Genomic DNA, 17,537 nt, shown 5'->3' with positions numbered 1-17,537 from the left:
GCTGGCGACTCAGGGCAACGCCGGCTCCGGCTCCGGCTGCGCACGCGCCTGCGGCGCGGTGGGTGCCGCCGCGGCGGGGGCGCTGTACAGATCCAGCAGCAACAGGGTCACGCCGTTGGTCCAGCCGAAGCCGTCCTGCAGCGCGTACTCGCCGCCGCCACCGCCCTCGGCCTGCGCGTCCACCCCGTATTTCTCCACCAGCTTGTGCTGTTGTGCGAACAGCGCCTGCACCCGCGCCAGGAAACGGCTGCCGATGCGCTGGGCCAGCGCGTCCTGGCCGTAGCGGCGCAGGCCGTCCACGGCGATCCATTGCAGCGGCGCCCAGCCGTTGGGCTCGTCCCACTGCTGGCCGGTGTGCAGGCGCGTGGTCGCCACGCCGCCCGGGCGCAGCAACTGCGCCTGCACGGTGTCGGCGCTGCGCTTGGCCCGCGCCGGCGAGGCGACCCCGACGAACAGCGGGTACAGCGCCGCGGCGGTGACCTGCTCGCGCAGCCGGCGCTGCTGCCAGTCGTAGTCGGTGTAGTAGCCGGCGTCGCTCCACAGGTGCTTGTCGATCGCGGTCTTGCGCGCGCTGGCCAGGGCCGCGTAGTCGGTGTCGCAGCCGGCCGCGCCGGGGTTCTTGGCGCAGGCCAGGGCCAGGGTGCTCTCCAGGTGGTAGAGCAGGCTGTTGAGGTCGACCGGGACGATGGCGGTGGTGCGGATGCTGGCCAGGGTCTTGCGGTCGCCCAGCCAGCGGCTGGAATAGTCCCAGCCGCTCTCGGCGCCGGCGCGCAGGTCGCGGTAGACCTCGGCCGCCGGGCGGTCCTTGGCCTCGGCCGCGGTGCGCACGTCGTGCAGCCAGGCTTCCGGGCGCGGCGTGTCGCGGGCGTCCCAGTAACGGTTGAGCAGGCTGCCGTCGGCCAGCCGCACCACGTGCGCATGCGCGCTGCCCGGGGCCAGGCTCTGCGCGCCTTCCATCCAGTACGCGTACTCCTTCTGCAACTGCGGCAGGTAGCGCGCGTAGGCGGCATCGCCTTCCACCTTGGCCTGCAACTGCACCATGTGCGAGAAGAACGGCGGCTGCGAACGGCTCAGGTAGTAGGTGCGGTTGCCGTTGGGGATGTGCCCGTAGGTGTCGATCAGGTAGGCGAAGTTGTCCAGCATCTGCCGGCTGCGTTCGTGCTCGCCGCTCTCCACCAGGCCGAGCATGGTGAAGTAGGAATCCCAGTAGTAGACCTCGCGGAAGCGCCCGCCCGGCACCACGTAGGGGTGCGGCAGCGACAGCAGGCTGCTGTAGGGCGGCACGTCGACCTGGCGGCGCACCAGCAGCGGCCACAGCGCGTCGATGTGCTCGCGCAGGCCGGTGTCCTGGCGGATCGCCTCGGTCTGCACCGGGCCGGATTCCTCGAAGTTGGCGGCGACGAAGCGGCGCAGGTCGAAGCCGGGTTGCTGGCGCTGCGCCAGATAGTCGGCGTTGATCAGCGCCGGGTCGCGCAGCGGCAGCGCATCGACGAAGTGCTTCTGGTCGTCGAACAGCTCCTGCTGCTGCACCGCCTGGAACAGTTCCGGGTAGGCCAGGTCGGGCGTCTGCGGCGGCGGTGCCGGGGCGGTCAGCGTGGTCGCGGGCGCGGCCTCGGCCATGGCGGTGTCGGCGGTGCCCAGCAACAGGCCGAGCGACAGGCTCAGCAGCGGGGTGCAGCAGGGAGGAGCGGCATGGCTCATGTCGGGTCCAGAGCAGGATGCGTGCGGCATGGTAAACGACCGAAGCGGAGACGGGGCGTGCGGCCGGCTCCGCAGGCGCGGCTGCCGATCCTGCCCTGGCGGCCGCGCGCCGCCCGGCTCGCACCGGCGAGGGACCGCAACGTCCGGGGAGATGCAAGAACGGGGCCGCTCGTGGCTGCCCGTCGCCGGCTCAGCCGGGGCACGTCATCTGCAGAATGGTTGGCGCCGCTCGCCCAGAGCGGGGCGGCTGGGCGCTCAGCGCGCCGCCAAGGCCGGTGCGCGTAGGCGCTCGCCCGCTGCGCGGATCAGGGAGGTGGCGCTGTCAGCGCGCCACGCGCGCCGGTCGGCGATCCGCCGGTCAGGCCGACTGCTGCGGCCGCTGGCGGTCCTTCTCGGCGCTGAGCGCGGCCTCGGCGCGCAGGAACACCTGCCCGATCGGCTCGTCCGCCCGCATGGCCTGGGCGTCGCCGACCAGCACGGTCAGCCCGAGCGCCTGCTGCCGCGCGGCGATCTCGCGCAGGCCGCGCAGCTTCTGCTCGGCATCGGCGCCATGCAGCATGACGATGAACTCGGCGCTGTCGGTCGCCCGGTCCACACTGTCGGCGGCGGCGTCGTCCTGCACGTAGCTGGCCAGGGTGCGGTCGAGTTGCTGCAGGCTGCTGCCCAGCAGGCGTTCGCTCTGCCGCTCGGCCAGCGCGGCCAGTTCCTGCACTTCCAGGATCACCACCCGGTAGCGGCCGTCGCTGCCAGCGTCCGTGTTGTCGCCAACCGGGTGCGCTTGCAGGAGCGCCTCGCGTTGGCGCTGCAGCGCATCCCGGCGCGCGTCGAGCAGGCGCATGGCGGTGCGCGCCAGCGCGCGCAGGCCGTCGCGCTGGGCGTCCTTGAGTTCGCGCGGCGTGGTGTCCAGCACGCACACCGTGCCCAGCGCGACGCCCTCCTCGGTCACCAGCGGCATGCCGGCATAGAAGCGCGCGCCGATGTCGCCGCGGACCACGGAGATGTCGGCGAACCGCGGGTCGTCGGCGAGGTCGGGCACTTCCAGCAGTTGCTCGGGCTCACGGATCGCGTGGTCGCACACCGCCTGGCTGCGTTCGGTCTGCGGCACCTCCAGGCCCATCCGCGCCTTGAACCATTGCCGGTCGCGATCCACCAGCGACAGCAGCGCGATCGGCGTGTCGCACAGGGCGGCGGCGATCTGCACGATGTCCTGGTAGGCGTCCTCGGGCAGGCTGTCGACGATGTGGTAGCTGTCGAGGACACGCTGGCGCTGGGCTTCATCGGTCATGGGCGGCGTCGGATAGGGCGCGGATCGCGAGGCGCAGCACGATACCGCAGGGCGTTGAGACGGCGCGTGGACAAGCGCGCAAGCGTGACGAACTGCACGCGAGACCCTGCGCGTAAGCGGCATGGCGTCGCGGATGATGACGACCTGGGCGATGCGCCAAATTTGTGAATAGACCGTGATAGCATCCGCATTTCCCGGGCTGTTCAGTACGCCGGAGTGTCGCGCTCGCAATGGCATCTGCGATGACCGTGCCGCCGCCTCCGGATGGCGCTGGATGCATTGCTTCGGCGCCAGCATGCGCCGTCACTTCGCAAGGACGATCATCATGACCCTGCCGGCTCCTCGCCGTTCCCGCGCGCTTTCCGCTGTTGTGCTGGCGCTCTCGCTGTCGAGCGGCCTGGCGTCCGCCAGCAGCGTGACCGGCACGATCAAAGACCTGTCGGTCCGCGCGACCGATGGCGTGCACTACGTCGTGCTCAATGGCACGCCGACGCAGCGCCCGGCGTGCGCCGCGAACACCGCGTACTACATGATCAAGGACGAAACGTCCGATACCGGCAAGGCGCAGTTGGCGATGCTGCTGTCCGCCTACATGGCGGGGAAGCCGGTCTGGATCGAGGGAAGCGACGCCTGTACCCGCTGGGGCGACGGCGAAGACGTGCGCACGGTGAGCTTCCACTGAGCGATGCGCGCCGCGCGGCTGCGCTGATGCGGTCCTGCGACGACTGCGCTGCGATCGGTTCCTGGCGCGGCATGCGCGGTGGCCGAGCAGCGCCAGACCGGCGGCCCGTCGGTCCGGCACCTGCATCTGGCCCGGCTTCAGCGCGCGCATCGTCGCTTCGATCGGCTTGAGGTCGCCGCTGGGCCCGCGCTTACAGGGGCGGCGAACGAGGGGTTGGTTGCAGCCGTACGGGCGCGGATGTCCGCGCACATCGCGCGCACCGGCGGGGTGTGCTGGTCAGCCGGCGGCACCGACGCCGAGCGCGCGCAACTGCGTTTGCAGCGTGGCGGCGTTGTCGAGGGCGTGGCCGAGCGCGGTGTTGTCGAAGATCACCCAGGCGTCGCCCGGGTCCGGGTGCGGCGTGGCGGCGACGACGCGCTCGGCCAGGCCGCGCAGCGTGGCGGCGGCGTAGTCGCTGTAGTAGATGCGCGGCGCGCCGTGCCAGCGCCAGTATGCCGGCGCCGCCGCCCCTCCCGGCTGCGCGGCGGTAGCGTTGAGGGCAGGGTCGGCGGCCACGCGCGCGATGCGGTGGCGCTGCCACAGCGCCTCGGCGCGTGCGCTGAACCAGCTGGCATGGCGCGGTTCGCAGGCGATGCCGCCGTTCCAGCGGCGCCGCAGCATCGCGAAGAAAGTGGCGGCGGTGCGCGCATCGAAGGCCAGGCTGGGCGGCAGTTGCACCAGCAGGCAGCCGAGCTTGTCGCCGAGATGGCCGACCTCGCCGAGGAAGGTCTGCAGCAGCGGCCCGACGCGGTACAGCCGCGCGTCGTGGGTAATCGTGCGTGGCAGCTTGGCCGAGAAGCGGAACGCCGCCGGCACGCTGTCGGCCCAGCGCTGGTAGGTGCTCGCGCGGTGGGCGCGGTAGAACGTGGAATTGATCTCGACCGCGTCGAAGCGGGTGGCATAGCGCGCCAGCTGGCTGGCGCCGTCGCCGACCAAGGCGCGCTGCGTGCTGGCGATCGACCAGCCGGCGCAGCCGACGCGGATGTTCGGCGCGGCGTCGGCGCGGCGGGGAGAAGCGGTCGGCATCGGCGGCAGCGGGCGAGAACAGGCCTTCCGGATACCAAGCGCTGCGGCCAGGAGCCGTGAAGGACAGGCGCTGCGCGCCGCCTTGGCGACCCATCCGCGACCCGCGCAAGCCAGGGCGGCCGGTGCTTGCAGGCTGCGCCGCAGTGCAGCCTGCACGTTCCCTGTCGTCGCGTGTCGCATGTCGCATCGCGCGATGGCGCTGCGTTGCGATGGCGCCGACGCCCGATGCTGGCGTCGGCGCGTGGCGCATGGCGGGGCAACGCCGCCATGCGTGTGCGGCGTTACGGCTTGGCCTTCGCCTTGACCGGCTGGCCGTCGCTGTCCAGCACCTGCACCTCGCCCAGCTTCAACGCGCGCACCGGCGCTTCGATCTGCTTGAGGTCGCCGACGATGACCCAGGTCATCGCCTGCGGCGCCACGATCTCCTTGATCGCCGCTTCCGCCGCCGGCTGGTCGACCGCTTCCAGGCGCGTCTTCAGCGTCTGCACGTAGTCGTCCGGGCGGCCGTACTGGACGATGCCTTCCATCGCGCTGAGCACCGCGCCGGTGGTCTCGAAGCTGCCCGGCAGGGCGCGCACGCGCTGTTCCTTGATCTTGGCGATCTCGGCGGCGGTCAGCGGCTTGTCGCCGACCACGGCCTTGGCTTCCTTGAGGATCTCGGCGGCCGATTCGGCGGTCTTGTCGGTCTGCACCGGGGCGAAGAACAGGAACGGGCGCTGGCCGATCGCGTCGATCATGAAGCTGTTGGCGCCGTAGGCCCAGCGCTTGTCCTCGCGCAGGTTCATGTTCAGGCGCGAGGTGAAGGTGCCGCCGAAGGCGCCGTTGGCCACGCCGATCGCCAGGTTGTTCGGCGCCTTGGTCGAGGGCGCCAGCAGGCCGGCCAGGATCAGCGACTGCGGGGCGTCGTCGCGGTTGATCAGGAACACGCGCGGCTTGGGCTGCGCGGCCACCTGCGGCAGGCTCTTGGTCGGGCGCTTGCCGGACGGGGCCTGCCAGTCGCCGAACGCGGCATCCAGCTGCGGGATGATCTTGTCCAGGGTGGTGTCGCCGGCGACCAGGATGCGCACGTTGTCCGGACGCAGCCAGTTGTTCTGGAACGCGCTCAGGTCGCCCGCGGTCAGGCTCTTGATCGCCGCCTCGGTGCCGGTGCCGGTGAGCGGCACGCCGTACGGATGGGTCGGGCCGTACAGCAGCGGCGGCAGGGTGCGCAGCGCCAGGCCCTGCGGCTGGGTCTTCTCCTGCGCGATCGAGGCCAGCCACTGGCCGCGGATGCGCTCGATGTCGTCGGCCTTGAACGCCGGGTTGCGCACGATGTCGGCGAACAGTTCCAGCGACGGCGCCAACTGGTCGTTGAGCGCGTTGAGCGAGGCGTCGCAGCTGTCCAGCTCGCAGGACACGCTGGTCATCGCGCCCAGGCGCTGGCGGCGCTGCGCCACGTCCACCGAATCCAGGTTGCGGGTGCTCTCGTTCATCAGCGCCGCGGTGAAGTTGGCGGTGCCGAGCTTGCTGCCGCGGTCGGTCGCGTAGCCGGCATCGAACAGCAGCTGGATCTGCGTGACCGGGATGGTGTGGCGCTCGGCCAGCACCACCTCGATGCCGTTCTTGAGCTTGCCGCGCTGCAGCTGCGGGAAGCTCAGGCTCGGGAACTGGGTGGTGTCCGGCACGCCGGCGGCGCGGTCGACCTGGGTCTTGCCGACGCTGTAGTTGCCCTTGGCCGGCACCTTCGGCGCGGGCTTGCCCGGCGCGGCGGGCAGCGGCTTCACCGCCTTGTCCTCGGCCGCCGGATCGAAGCCCTCCGGCGCCGGCAGCACGGTCAGCAGGTAGTCGCCCTTGCCGAACCAGGTGTCGGCGGCCTTGCGCACGCTGGCGACGGTGGCGTCCTGCGCGCGCTGCAGGTCCTTCTTGTAGGCGCCCGGATCGTTGCGGTAGACCTGGCCCTCGGCCAGCACGGTGGCCTTGCCGCCGAAGCCGCCGACCTTCTCCAGGCCGCGCACGAAGCCGGCGCGGTAGCCGACCTGGGCGCGCTGCAGTTCGTCGGCGGTGGGGCCTTCGGCCAGGAACTTCTGCAGTTCGTCGGCGATGGCGGCCTCGACCTTGGCCGGGTCCACGCCTTCCTTCACGTCGGCGGTGATCTGCAACTGGCTGGCCAGCGCGAACGACTGCAGGCCGGCGGAGACGTCGTCGGCCAGCTTGTCGCGGTAGACCAGGCGCTGGTACAGGCGGCTGGTCTTGCCGCCGCCGAGCACGGTGGTGGCCAGGTCCAGCAGCACCGCGTCGTCGGTGCCCAGCTGCGGCGCCACCCAGGTGCGGTAGATGCGCGGCTGCGCGACGTGGTCGTGCTGCACGCCGCGGGTCTGCTTGGCCAGCGGGGTGATCCACGGCTGTTGACGCGGCACCGGGCGGCCGGCGGGGATGTCGCCGAAGTACTGCTCGGCCTTGGCCTTGGCCTGCGCCACGGTGATGTCGCCGGCCAGCACCAGGGTGGTGTTGGCAGCGCCGTAGTTGTCGTGGAACCACTGTTTGACGTCGTCCAGCGAGGCCGCGTCGAGGTCGGCCATCGAGCCGATGGTGTCGTGCTGGTACGGATGGTTGGCCGGGAAGATGTTGGCCAGGATGTTCTCGTCGACGCGGCCGTAGGGGCGGTTCTGGCCCTGGCGCTTCTCGTTCTGGACCACGCCGCGCTGGGTGTCCAGTTCCTTCTGGCCGATCGCGCCAAGCAGGTGGCCCATGCGGTCCGATTCCATCCACAGCGCGGTGTCTAGCGCGGTGGTCGGCACGGTCTCGAAGTAGTTGGTGCGGTCGAACCAGGTGGTGCCGTTCATGTCGGTGGCGCCGACCTTCTCGAACGGCTGGAAGTAGGTGCCCTTGTGGTTCTCCGAGCCGGAGAACATCAGGTGCTCGAACAGGTGCGCGAAGCCGGTCTTGCCGGCCGGCTCGTCGCCCGAGCCGATGTGGTACCAGATGCTCACCGCCACCACCGGCGCCTTGTGGTCCTCGTGCACGACCACGGTCAGGCCGTTGGGCAGAGTGAAGCGGGTGTAGGCGATCTCCGGCGCGGTCGCCTGGCCCGGCGTGGCCGCGGCCAGGGCCGACGGCGCGGCCACCAGGGCGGCGCCGGTGCCGAGGGTGAGGATGCTGGAGATCAACAGCGACAAGGGTCGGAGCATGGGCCGGGCCTGAGTGTGGACAATGCGCCAGCATAGAGGGGCGGCGGCGGCCGCGGGAACGTGACTGATGGCACACCGCGGCATGCCGGGCAGGCGGACGGCATCGCGCACGGCCATCCCCGCGGGAATGGCCGTGCGCGATGCCGTTAGGCCTGCCGTGGAGCGCTCAGCGCTCAGCGCGCGGCACAGAAGCCGAACTCGGCGGTCGCGCCCGGGGCCAGGGTCTTGTTCCAGTCCACGCCGCTGGCGCTGAGCGTGGTGCCGGACTGCGTCCAGGTGGCGTTCCACAGGTTGCTGATGGTGCCGCTGATCGACAGGGTGGCGGTCCAGTCGCCGCTGCTGCCGCCGGTGTTGGTCACCTGCACGCGATTGCAGTAGCCGGCGTTCCAGTCGCTGTCCACCAGCACCTTGGTGCTGAAGCTGCTGCCGGACGGCGGCGGCGTGGGCGTTCCGCCACCGCCGTTGCCACCACCTCCACCGCCGTTGCCACCACCCCCAACACCGTTGCCGCCACCACCGCTGCTGCCGCCGTCGCCGTCCCACAGCTTCTTCAGCAGGTTCACCTTGTCGGTGCGCACCGTGCTCCAGTCGTCGTTGAGGATGCCGCCGGTGTCGCCGCTGTTCGGGTTCCACGACCAGTAGAAGCCGCTGTGGATGCCCTTGCCGATCAGGTAGTCGACCAGCGCGTTCTGCCACTGCACGTCCAGCGGGTTGCCCTGGCCGTACTTGCCGCCGAACTCGCCCAGCAGCAGCGCGTGGCCGGCCTGGACGAACCGGCCGAAATGCTGCTCCCAGATCGCCGGCATGTTGGCCGGGAAATTGGAGGCGTTGAAGTAGGACTGCATGGACACGTCCGGCCCGTACACGTGCGGGGCGAGCAGCAGGCGGTTGGCCGGAATGGACAGCGGCGTGCAAGCCAGCGGTTCCAGGTTCTCGCCCCAGAAGTGCGCGGTGCTGCTCGAACAGGTCGGGGTGTCGGCGATGCCCTCGACCACGATCAGCCAGTTCGGCGCCGCCTTCAGCACCGCCGCCGCCGCGCGCTCGGCCGCCTTGTTCCAGTCGGTGGCGGCATTGCCGCTGCCCCAGGTGGCGGCGCCGTGCGGCTCGTTCTTCAGGTCCAGGCCGATCACGCCCGGCACCGATGCGTAGCGCTTGGCGACGAAGCTCAGGTCGTCCAGCCATTGTTGCTCGCTGTAGCTGCCGGTGTACCAGAGTTCGGAGATGGCGTTGCAGTCCGGCGTGTGGTGGTCGAGCAGCACGTACATGCCGCGGCTGCTGAGTTCGTTGATCACCTTGTCCAGGATCTGCAGCGAGTTCAGGCCCTGCAGGTCCGCATTGCGGCTGTAGTCGATGCTGCCGGGCGACACCGCCTGCAGCGTCTGCGGGCAGAACGGCAGGCGCACGGCGTTGAAGCCCAGGCCCTGCATCTGCGTGATCATGTCCTTCCAGTTGCGCGCCCACAGGCCGTGCACGGTGTGCTGCGAGGTCTCGAAACCGAACCAGTTGACGCCGCGCAACTGCACGGCGTTGCCGGCGTCGTCCACCACCTTGCCTTGCTGGATGGCGTAGCTCCAGGCCGAGCCGCTGGCCGCCACGAGCGCCGCGGCGAGCAGGCAGCGGGTGATACGGGAGTGCAGGGACCGATTCATCGCGATGGCTCCGATGGCGGCCGGTGCGGAGTGCGCCAGCCAAGGGGGGGGCGGATGCTTGGCGGCGATGATCGGCAGTGTCCGCCATGGCGGCCGTGACTGCCGTTGCAGAAGACGGGCTTGTCCACCGATTGCGCGCAGGTGCCGTGGTGGTGTCCACGGGCGCGCAGTTGCCCGCTGCAAACGTCAACGGCAGCGTCGAGGGACGCTGCCGTTGGCGTGTTACCCCACGTGGGGCGCGAGGCGATGGCGCTGCCTTCAGCGGGCGGCGCAGAACCCGAACTCGGCGGTGGCGCCGGGGGCCAGGGTCTTGTTCCAGTCCACGCCGCTGGCGCTGAGCGTGGTGCCGGACTGCGTCCAGGTGGCGTTCCACAGGTTGTTGACGGTGCCGCTGATGGACAGGGTGACCGCCCAGTTGCCGGTGGCGCTGCCGCTGTTGGTCACCTGCACGCGTTCGCAGTAGCCGGCGTTCCAGTCGCTGTCGACGATGATCTTGGTGCTGAAGCTGGCGCTGCCCGGTGCCGGGGTCGGCGTGGGCGTCGGGGGCGGCTCGGGGGTGGGCGTCGGCGTCGGGGTGGGCGTCGGCGTGGTGCCGCTGGTGTCGCCCCACAGCCGCTTGAGCCCGGCCATCTTGTCGGTGCGCACGGTAGTCCAGTCGTCGTCGAGCACGCCGCCGGTGTCGCGGCTGTTGGGGTTCCAGGCCCAGTAGAAGCCGCTGCGGATGTTCTTCTTGATCAGGTAGTCGATCAGCGCCTTCTGCAGGATCGGATCCTGCGCCTGGTTGCGGCCTTCGTTGCCGCCGAACTCGCCGATCATCATGGCGTAGCCGCGCTGGGTCAGCTGGCCGAACTGGCGCTCCCAGATCGCCGGCATGTTGGCCGGGAAGCTGCCGTCGCCGAAGTAGGGCTGCCAGTTCACGTCGGGGCCGTACACGTGCGGCGACAGCAGCAGGCGGTTGGCCGGCACGTTGAGCCTGGTGCAGGTCAGCGGTTCGAGGTTGCCGCCCCACCAGTAGCCGTTGCTGCTGGAGCAGGTCGGGTTGTCGGTGATGCCCTCGACCACGATCAGCCACTTCGGCGCCACCTTCAGCACCGCCGCCGCCGCGCGCTCGACCGCCTTGTTCCAGTCGGTCTTGAGGTTGCCGGTGCCCCAGGTGTTGCGACCGTTCGGCTCGTTCTTCAGGTCGATGCCGATCACGCCCGGCACCGACGCATAGCGCTTGGCCACGAAGCTCAGGTCGCTGAGCCACTGCTGCTCGCTGTAGGAGTCGGTGTACCAGAACTCGGAGATGCCCTGGCAATCGGGCGAGTGGTGGTCCAGCAGCACGTACATGCCGCGGCTGCTGAACTCGTTGACCACCTTGTCCAGCACCTGCAGCGAGCTCAGGCCCTGCAGGTCCGGGTTGCGGCCGTAGTCGATGCTGGTCGGCGCGACGCCGCGCAGGGTCTGCGGGCAGAACGGCAGGCGCACGGCGTTGAAGCCCAGGCCCTGCATCTGCGTGATCATGTCCTTCCAGTTGCGCGCCCACAGGCCGTGCACGGTGTGCGCGCTGCCTTCGAAGCCGAACCAGTTGACGCCGCGCAGCTGCACCGCGTTGCCGCGGTCGTCCACCACCGTGCCTTTGCTGATCGCGTAACTCCAGGCCGACCCGCTGGCGGCCAGCAGCGCGGCGGCCAGCACGCAGCGGGTGATGCGGGGGAGGGGGGACATCGACATCTCGGCAGGTCTCCGGAAGCGAGCCGGCCCCGCAGTCGGAGCGGCCCAGGCGAGGGTGGGGAGTGATGGGCTCCACGCCGGGCTTGGGTGGAAGCCAGGGCGGGCGCGCGGATCGGCATGGGCCACCGGATCGGCGCGGCCCCGCGGTGCGCGAGCGCGGCATTAGAGCATGTTCAGCTTCGTATTTGAGCGGTTAATCACAATAAATTTTTGCGACAGCGCACGTATGGTGGTCGTTCGACCCATCACGACCCGGTAAGGGCGCCGCTACACTCGACCTTCTTTGTCTCTGCCGAGGGGAACCGAGTGAAACGACCGATCGTGAGCGCGTTGGCTCTTGCGCTGTCTGGCGCCTGCCTGGCGGCACCGCCGCCCGCACCGACCTTCGACACCAAGCGCTTGTCCGCCGACGTCAAGACCCTGGCCTCCGACGCCTACGAGGGCCGCGCCCCGGGTTCGGCGGGCGAGGAGAAGACCGTGGCCTATCTGAGTGCGCAGTTCCAGGCGGCCGGCCTGCAGCCCGGCGGCGACCTGCGCGACGGCAAGCGCCTGTGGACCCAGGCGGTGCCGCTGCGCCGCGCCGACATCGTCGGCACCCCGCGCCTGGCGATCGCCAGCGGCGACCAGCGCCAGGCTCTGACCCAGGGCCAGCAGATCGCCGTGCGCGCGGCGCTCGACGGCAGCAGCCAGGTGACCCTGGACGGGGCGCCGCTGGTGTTCGTCGGCTATGGGGTCAAGGCGCCCGAGCGCGGCTGGGACGACTTCAAGGGCGTGGACCTGAAGGGCAAGATCGCGGTGGTGCTGATCAACGACCCCGACTTCGAGACCGGCAAGGGTGCGTTCGACGGCAAGGGCATGACCTACTACGGCCGCTGGACCTACAAGTTCGAGGAAGGCGCACGGCAGGGCGCGGCCGGCGTGCTGATCGTGCACGAGACCGCACCGGCCTCCTACGGCTGGGCCACCGTCGCCAACTCCAACACCAACAGCATGTTCGACGTGGTCCGCGACGATCCCAAGGCGGTGCACCCGGAACTGGAGGGCTGGATCCAGCGCGATCTGGCGGTGGAGCTGTTCAAGCGCGCCGGGCTGGATTTCGATGCGCTGAAGAAGCAGGCGCAATCGCGCGACTTCAAGCCGGTGCCGCTGAAGGGCGAGCGCCTGTACGCCGACTACGCGGTGAAGTCGGAGGTGATCACCTCGCACAACGTGGTCGCGCGGCTGCCCGGCAAGACCCAGCCGGACGACACCCTCATCTACACCGCGCACTGGGATCACCTGGGCGTGGGCGCGCCCGACGCCAAGGGCGACCGCATCTTCAACGGCGCGTTGGACAACGCCAGCGGCGTCGCCGCGCTGCTGGAACTGGCCCGCGCCTTCGCCAAGGGCCCGGCGCCACAGCGCTCGGTGGTGTTCATGGCGGTCACCGCCGAGGAGAAGGGCCTGCTCGGCTCGGAGTACTACGCCTCCAAGCCGCTGTATCCGCTGGCGCGCACGGTGGCGGTGATCAACATGGACGGCATGAGCCCGTTCGGGCCCTCGCGTGATTTCGGCATCTACGGCACCGCCAAGCTGGAACTGCTCGACGACCTCAAGCGCGTGGCCAAGGGCTGGGACCTGCGCTACACGCCTGATCCGAAGCCGGAAGCCGGTTACTTCTTCCGCTCCGATCACTTCTCCTTCGCCAAGCGCGGCGTGCCGGCGCTGTCCTTCGCCGCCGGCCAGGACTGGGTGGACGGCGGCGTGGCGGCCGGCAAGGCCGCCTCGGACGACTACACCGCCAAGCGCTACCACCAGCCCGGCGACGAATGGCAGCCGAACTGGACCTTCGCCGGCGCCGCGCGCGACATGCAGGTGCTGTACACCCTGGGCGAGGAACTGGCCAATTCGCCGCAGTGGCCGAACTGGAGCCGCGACTCCGAGTTCCGCGCCGCCCGCGACGCCAGCGCCGCGCAGCGCCAAGCGGCGCCCGCCAAGCAGTGAGCCACGATCCGTTGCCGCCTGCGTCGCAGGCGGCCCCGGACGCACGCGCGGATGAGGTCGACCCGCTCGACGCGGAGGCGGGCAACGACCCGCTGCCGCGCTGGCTGGTCGGCGTTGGCGTGGTGACGACCTTCCTGTTCGTCGGCCCGCCGCTGGGCACCGTGGTGGTCGGGCTGCCGGTGGCGATCGCGATGACCCGCGGAGAGAGCAGCGGCCTCAGCGCTCCGCTGCTGCTGCTCCTGCTGATGGCGCTGTTTTCCTATGTCTTCGGCGCCTTGCCGGCGCTGCTGACCGGTCTGTTCGCCGCCCGCGCCTGGCCGCGCCTGCGCGGCTGGCGCGCGCATCTGCGCATCGGCCTGATCGGCGCCGGCACCTCGGCGGTCTGCGTCGCCGCGGCGCTGGCCGTATTCATCAGACGCGACGCCCCGTCCTACGAGAGCGTCATCGCGGTGGGCCTGTGCGCCCTGGCCGGCTTCGTCGGTGCCACACTGCTGTCGCGCGCGCTGCAATGCCTGCGCGGCGGCTGAGCGCCGCCGCGGCTCAGCCGGCGCTGGCCTGTTGCAGCGACGGGGTGCGCCAGCCGGCGCGCACGCCCCAGAAGTAGAAGCCCAGCGCGACCACGCCGACCACCACCAGGTCCGGCCCGTAGGACAGGTAGCCGTGGCCGCCGAAGGTGGTGCTGCCGGCCCACGACAGCAGGGCGATGGTCGGCAGATAGGCGATCAGCCAGCTGGCGCCGCGCAGGTGCCGGCGGAAATCCTTCCAGCCGTCGCGCTGCTGGTAGTAGGCGTACACCGGCAGGGCCACCAGCATCAACAGGATGATCTCGCCGGTCAGCGGCCAGCGTGCCCAGTACAGCAGTTCGGTGGCCAGCACGAAGGCGGCGGCGGCCAGCACCGGCAGGCCGGCGATGCGCAGCGGGCGGTGCATCTCCGGTGCGTGCTTGCGCAGCGCCATGGCGCTGATCGGGCCGGTCAGGTAGGAAATGATGGTGGCCACCGAGATCACCGCCGCCAGCGTGCCCCAGCCGCGGAAGAAGAACAGGAACAGGTAGGACACCAGCAGGTTGAAGAACATCGCCGGGCGCGGCACGCCCCAGGTCGGGTGGATCCGGCCCAGCACCTTGGGCATGGTGCCGTTGCGTTCCATGCCGTAGATCATGCGCGCGGTGGTGGCGGTGTAGGTGATGCCGGTGCCGCTGGGGCTGACGAAGGCGTCCACGTACAGCAGCATCGCCAGCCAGTGCAGGTTGACGATGATCGCCAACTGCGCGAACGGCGAGCGGAAGTCGATGCCGTGCCAGCCGGCCTTGGCCAGCAGGTCCGGCGGCACCGCGCCCAGGTAGGCGACCTGCAGCAGCACGTAGACCACCGTGGCCAGCGCGATCGAGCCGAGCACCGCGAACGGGATGCTGCGCCCCGGGTTGCGCGCCTCGCCGGCCAGGTTTACCGGGCTCTGGAAGCCGTTGAAGCTGAACACGATGCCGGCGGTGGCCACCGCGGTGAGCACCGCGGCGAAGTCGATGGTGTGGCTGCCGCCGTGCAGGCCGACGCTGAAGTTCTCGCTGTGGAAGCCGCTGGCGATCAGTGCCACGCCGGTCAGCGCCGGCACGACCAGCTTGAACACGGTGATCAGGCTGTTGGAGCGCGCGAACAGCTTCACGCTCCAGAAGTTCAGCAGGAAGTACACCAGCACCAGCACCGCGGCGATGATCAGCCCGGGCACCGACAGCTCGCCGGCGCCGCCGGGCTGCTGCACGTACAGATCCTGCGCCCACTGCCACGGCCAGGACGCCATGTACTGCACCGAGGCCTCGGCCTCCACCGGGATCACCGACACGATCGCGATCCAGTTGGCCCAGCCGGCGATGAAGCCGACCAGCGAGCCGTGCGAATAGTGGCTGTAGCGGACCATGCCGCCGGACTCGGGGAACATCGCGCCCAACTCGGCATAGGCCAGGGCGATGGTGGTGACGATGGCGGCGCCCAGCACCCAGGCCCAGATCGCACCGGGGCCGGCCAGCCCGGCGGCGCGCCAGGCGCCGAACAGCCAGCCGGAGCCGATGATCGAGCCCAGGCCGGTCAGCATCAGGGCGAACGGGCCGACATCGCGGCGCAGGGCGGAGTGGGTCATGGCGAGTCCGGGCGGCGGCGGGAAGCCGGGGATGATCGCATAAAGCCGGGAATCGGGATTGGGGAATGGGGATTGGCTTAGAAGCAGGGATTCGGGATTCGGGATTGGTGGAAGCGCAGCGCCGCCCTCCGCTTTTGCGAATCCCCAATCCCCAATCCCGAATCCCGAATCCCCGCCTTACACAGACTTTACGCGCGCAGCCCCGAACCGCCATGGCGCGCTTACGCGGCGCGCGCGCAGACTGCGCCACGTCCTTTCCGTTGGATGTGTTCCATGTCGATTCTGCTGATCCAGGGCCCGCATCGCGATGCGTCGGCCATTGCCGCGGCGCAGTGTCTGGCCGCTTCCCATGCCGCGCAGGTGGTGCCGGTGGCCTGCGCCGATGCCGCGCAGATCGTGGCGCGGTTGCGGCAAGGCGCGTGCGACGACACCGAGCTGGTGCTGCTGGATTCCGGCGAATTGCCGGCGTCCGAGCTGGCCGACCACGGCGCGCAGCTGTGCGCGGCGCTGGAGGCGCTGGGCCACCCGTACATCGAGGTGCACGACGCCAGCGCGCAGGCGCTGGAACCGCTGCTGCATCCGCGGCACGCGCCGTTGCTGACGGTGATCGCCAACGGTGCGCTCGCCGACAGCTACGCCATCGCCCTCGGCGTGGCGCAGCGCCGGCTCGGCGCGCGCGCGGCGCTGGCCAACTGAGGGCGCCGCCATGTCGATCCTGTTGCTCCGTGGCCCGGACTGCGTGGCCGGCCATCGCGGCCGCCCGGCGCGCATCGCCCCGCCGGTGATGCGGCAATTGCTCGCCCATGCCGGGCGCGCCGGCAAGACCCTGGCCGTGCGCGGTTGCGCCAGCGAGCGCGAACTGCTGCAGGCGCTAGCCCAGGCCGACCAGGCCGGCGTGGAAATGCTGCTGCTGGATCCGGGCGCGTGTTCGGACAGCGCCGTCACCGCCGACGCGGTGGCGCACCTGCGCCGGCCCTACGTGGAAGTGCACGACGACGCCAGCGACCGCCGCGAAGCCTGCCTGTGCGCGGCCTCGGGGCAGCGCCTGGGCCAGGTCGGCGGCTACTGCGCGCAGGGCTACGCGCTGGCGCTGTCGATCGCGCTCGAACACCTGGGTTGCAACGGCTACGAAGGCGATGTCCACGTCGGCACCTGAGCGCGCGCGCCACTACCTGGCCGACTACGAGGCCTACAGCTTCGGCCAGCGCGTGGCCTGGGGCACCCTGGCGCACACCTGGGCCGAGCCGGCGTCGCTGGATCCGGAGCGGCTGCTGTGCCGCCTGCGCGCGCAGGCGGCGCAACGCCACGGCGTGGACAGCAGCGAGATCCGCATCCGCAGCGTGAGCCGGCTGTAGGGCCCATGCGCTGTCGCCCGGGATGCTGCAGTCGCGCACTGCGTGCGGCGGCGCCGCGGTTGCGTCCTGTCGAGACCGTGTTCCGTCCGCCTCAGTGGCGGTCGCGTCGCACGCCGCAAGCGCTGCGCGACGCCACGGCTCTCCTCGCCGGAACCCACAGTTGCTGGCCGCCATGCTCGCCCGCCTGTTCTTCCTCGTTCGCCTGTCGTGCGGCTGGGCAGGGGCGGTGGTCGCGCCGCCTTCGTCCGGGCTGGTTGTTCTAGGGCATGGAGTCCCCGCCGGGCTGGCCGTTCGGCCTGCCGGCGATGCTGTCGGCGCTGATCGCCGGCATCACCCACCTGCGCAAGATCTGGCGGATCGCCGGGCGCCTGCAGTGCCTACGCATCCATATGGGCGTGCGCCTGCAACTGCGGGCGCAGGACACGATGTCATCCTGACCGTGTCCGACGATGGCCCGGGCTTCAACACCCAGTCCAGCGGCACCGGCACCGGCACCGGCACCGGCATCGGCCTGAAGAACATGCGTGCGTAGGAGACATTCCCGCGGAGCTGCCGGATGACGTCATGCGTCGCGGCTGAAGCCGCTCCTACAGGATGCTTTTCTGCGATTCGGCACGCGGCGTCGCAGGAGCGGCTTCAGCCGCGACCCTTGATCCGATGTCAACCGATGTACCGCATCGCGTTGCCGAATCAGTCCTTGCATCATGGATGCAGTGATCCGATCGCCGCTGTTGTGGGAGGGACTTCAGTCCCGACGCCTCCGCAACGGGGCTGCCGGATGGCGTCCCGCGTCGCGGCTGA

Annotated in this window: 14 protein-coding genes; 7 read left to right on the top strand and 7 right to left on the bottom strand. The window is 70.5% G+C overall.

All coding sequences use genetic code 11. The annotated features are described in order from the left end of the window. Positions 1–9: 9 nt before the first annotated feature. Together treA and FHR56_RS02125 are read right to left on the bottom strand one after the other, a co-directional pair. Positions 10–1,701 (bottom strand): alpha,alpha-trehalase TreA, encoded by a 1,692-nt coding sequence (gene treA / locus FHR56_RS02130; protein WP_160946224.1) that lies wholly within the window; start codon positions 1,699–1,701, stop codon positions 10–12. Positions 1,702–2,059: 358 nt separating this feature from the next. Next, positions 2,060–2,986 (bottom strand): GAF domain-containing protein, encoded by a 927-nt coding sequence (locus FHR56_RS02125; protein WP_160946225.1) that lies wholly within the window; start codon positions 2,984–2,986, stop codon positions 2,060–2,062. Between the two features lie 325 nt (positions 2,987–3,311). On the opposite strand from FHR56_RS02125, the gene FHR56_RS02120 reads away from it, so the two are divergent. Next, a complete protein-coding gene (locus FHR56_RS02120) occupies positions 3,312–3,668 on the top strand; it encodes a hypothetical protein (RefSeq protein WP_237473085.1) in 357 nt (118 codons plus the stop codon). A 276-nt stretch (positions 3,669–3,944) separates the two neighbouring features. Here the strand turns inward: FHR56_RS02120 and FHR56_RS02115 are convergent, their stop codons facing one another. The 4 genes from FHR56_RS02115 to FHR56_RS02100 form a co-directional block, all read right to left on the bottom strand. Continuing rightward, complete coding sequence (locus FHR56_RS02115) at positions 3,945–4,733, bottom strand: DUF72 domain-containing protein (protein WP_160946226.1); 789 nt, start codon at positions 4,731–4,733, stop codon at positions 3,945–3,947. 281 nt (positions 4,734–5,014) lie between these two features. After that, a complete protein-coding gene (locus FHR56_RS02110; RefSeq protein ID WP_160946227.1) occupies positions 5,015–7,900 on the bottom strand; it encodes a pitrilysin family protein in 2,886 nt (961 codons plus the stop codon). 173 nt (positions 7,901–8,073) lie between these two features. Then, positions 8,074–9,549 carry a glycoside hydrolase family 5 protein gene (locus FHR56_RS02105; protein WP_160946228.1) on the bottom strand — a complete coding sequence of 492 codons (1,476 nt, stop codon included), beginning with the start codon at positions 9,547–9,549 and terminating at the stop codon, positions 8,074–8,076. A gap of 258 nt (positions 9,550–9,807) precedes the next feature. Continuing rightward, positions 9,808–11,259, bottom strand: coding sequence for a glycoside hydrolase family 5 protein (locus FHR56_RS02100; protein WP_184502395.1), 1,452 nt, complete (start codon positions 11,257–11,259; stop codon positions 9,808–9,810). Positions 11,260–11,571: 312 nt separating this feature from the next. Here FHR56_RS02100 and FHR56_RS02095 point away from each other — a divergent pair, with 312 nt between their 5' ends. Both FHR56_RS02095 and FHR56_RS02090 read left to right on the top strand, forming a co-directional pair. Next, positions 11,572–13,248, top strand: a complete 1,677-nt coding sequence (locus tag FHR56_RS02095) for a M28 family metallopeptidase (RefSeq protein WP_160946230.1) — start codon at positions 11,572–11,574, stop codon at positions 13,246–13,248. Beyond that, complete coding sequence (locus FHR56_RS02090) at positions 13,245–13,775, top strand: hypothetical protein (RefSeq protein WP_343160741.1); 531 nt, start codon at positions 13,245–13,247, stop codon at positions 13,773–13,775. Before FHR56_RS02095 ends, FHR56_RS02090 begins: the two co-directional genes overlap by 4 nt. Before the next feature lie 13 nt (positions 13,776–13,788). Here FHR56_RS02090 and FHR56_RS02085 read toward each other — a convergent pair whose 3' ends face one another. Beyond that, complete coding sequence (locus tag FHR56_RS02085) at positions 13,789–15,381, bottom strand: APC family permease (protein WP_160946231.1); 1,593 nt, start codon at positions 15,379–15,381, stop codon at positions 13,789–13,791. A 273-nt stretch (positions 15,382–15,654) separates the two neighbouring features. Between FHR56_RS02085 and FHR56_RS02080 the strand changes: the two genes are divergently transcribed. From FHR56_RS02080 to FHR56_RS20545, 4 genes are all read left to right on the top strand, one after another. Next, complete coding sequence (locus tag FHR56_RS02080) at positions 15,655–16,077, top strand: hypothetical protein (protein ID WP_160946232.1); 423 nt, start codon at positions 15,655–15,657, stop codon at positions 16,075–16,077. Between the two features lie 10 nt (positions 16,078–16,087). Then, complete coding sequence (locus FHR56_RS02075; RefSeq protein WP_017908518.1) at positions 16,088–16,537, top strand: type II 3-dehydroquinate dehydratase; 450 nt, start codon at positions 16,088–16,090, stop codon at positions 16,535–16,537. After that, on the top strand, positions 16,518–16,736 hold the full coding sequence (locus tag FHR56_RS02070; RefSeq protein WP_160946233.1) for a hypothetical protein: 219 nt from the start codon (positions 16,518–16,520) through the stop codon (positions 16,734–16,736). Before FHR56_RS02075 ends, FHR56_RS02070 begins: the two co-directional genes overlap by 20 nt. 266 nt (positions 16,737–17,002) lie before the next feature. Then, the gene (locus tag FHR56_RS20545; RefSeq protein ID WP_237473086.1) at positions 17,003–17,173 is read left to right on the top strand and encodes a hypothetical protein; all 171 of its coding nucleotides are present in this window, start codon (positions 17,003–17,005) and stop codon (positions 17,171–17,173) included. Positions 17,174–17,537: the final 364 nt, after the last annotated feature.

This window comes from Xanthomonas sp. F10, from assembly GCF_014206815.1.
GTDB lineage: Bacteria > Pseudomonadota > Gammaproteobacteria > Xanthomonadales > Xanthomonadaceae > Xanthomonas_A > Xanthomonas_A indica.
Note: the sequence above shows the minus strand (reverse complement) of the source record. Positions and strands in the feature narration are given on the sequence as shown.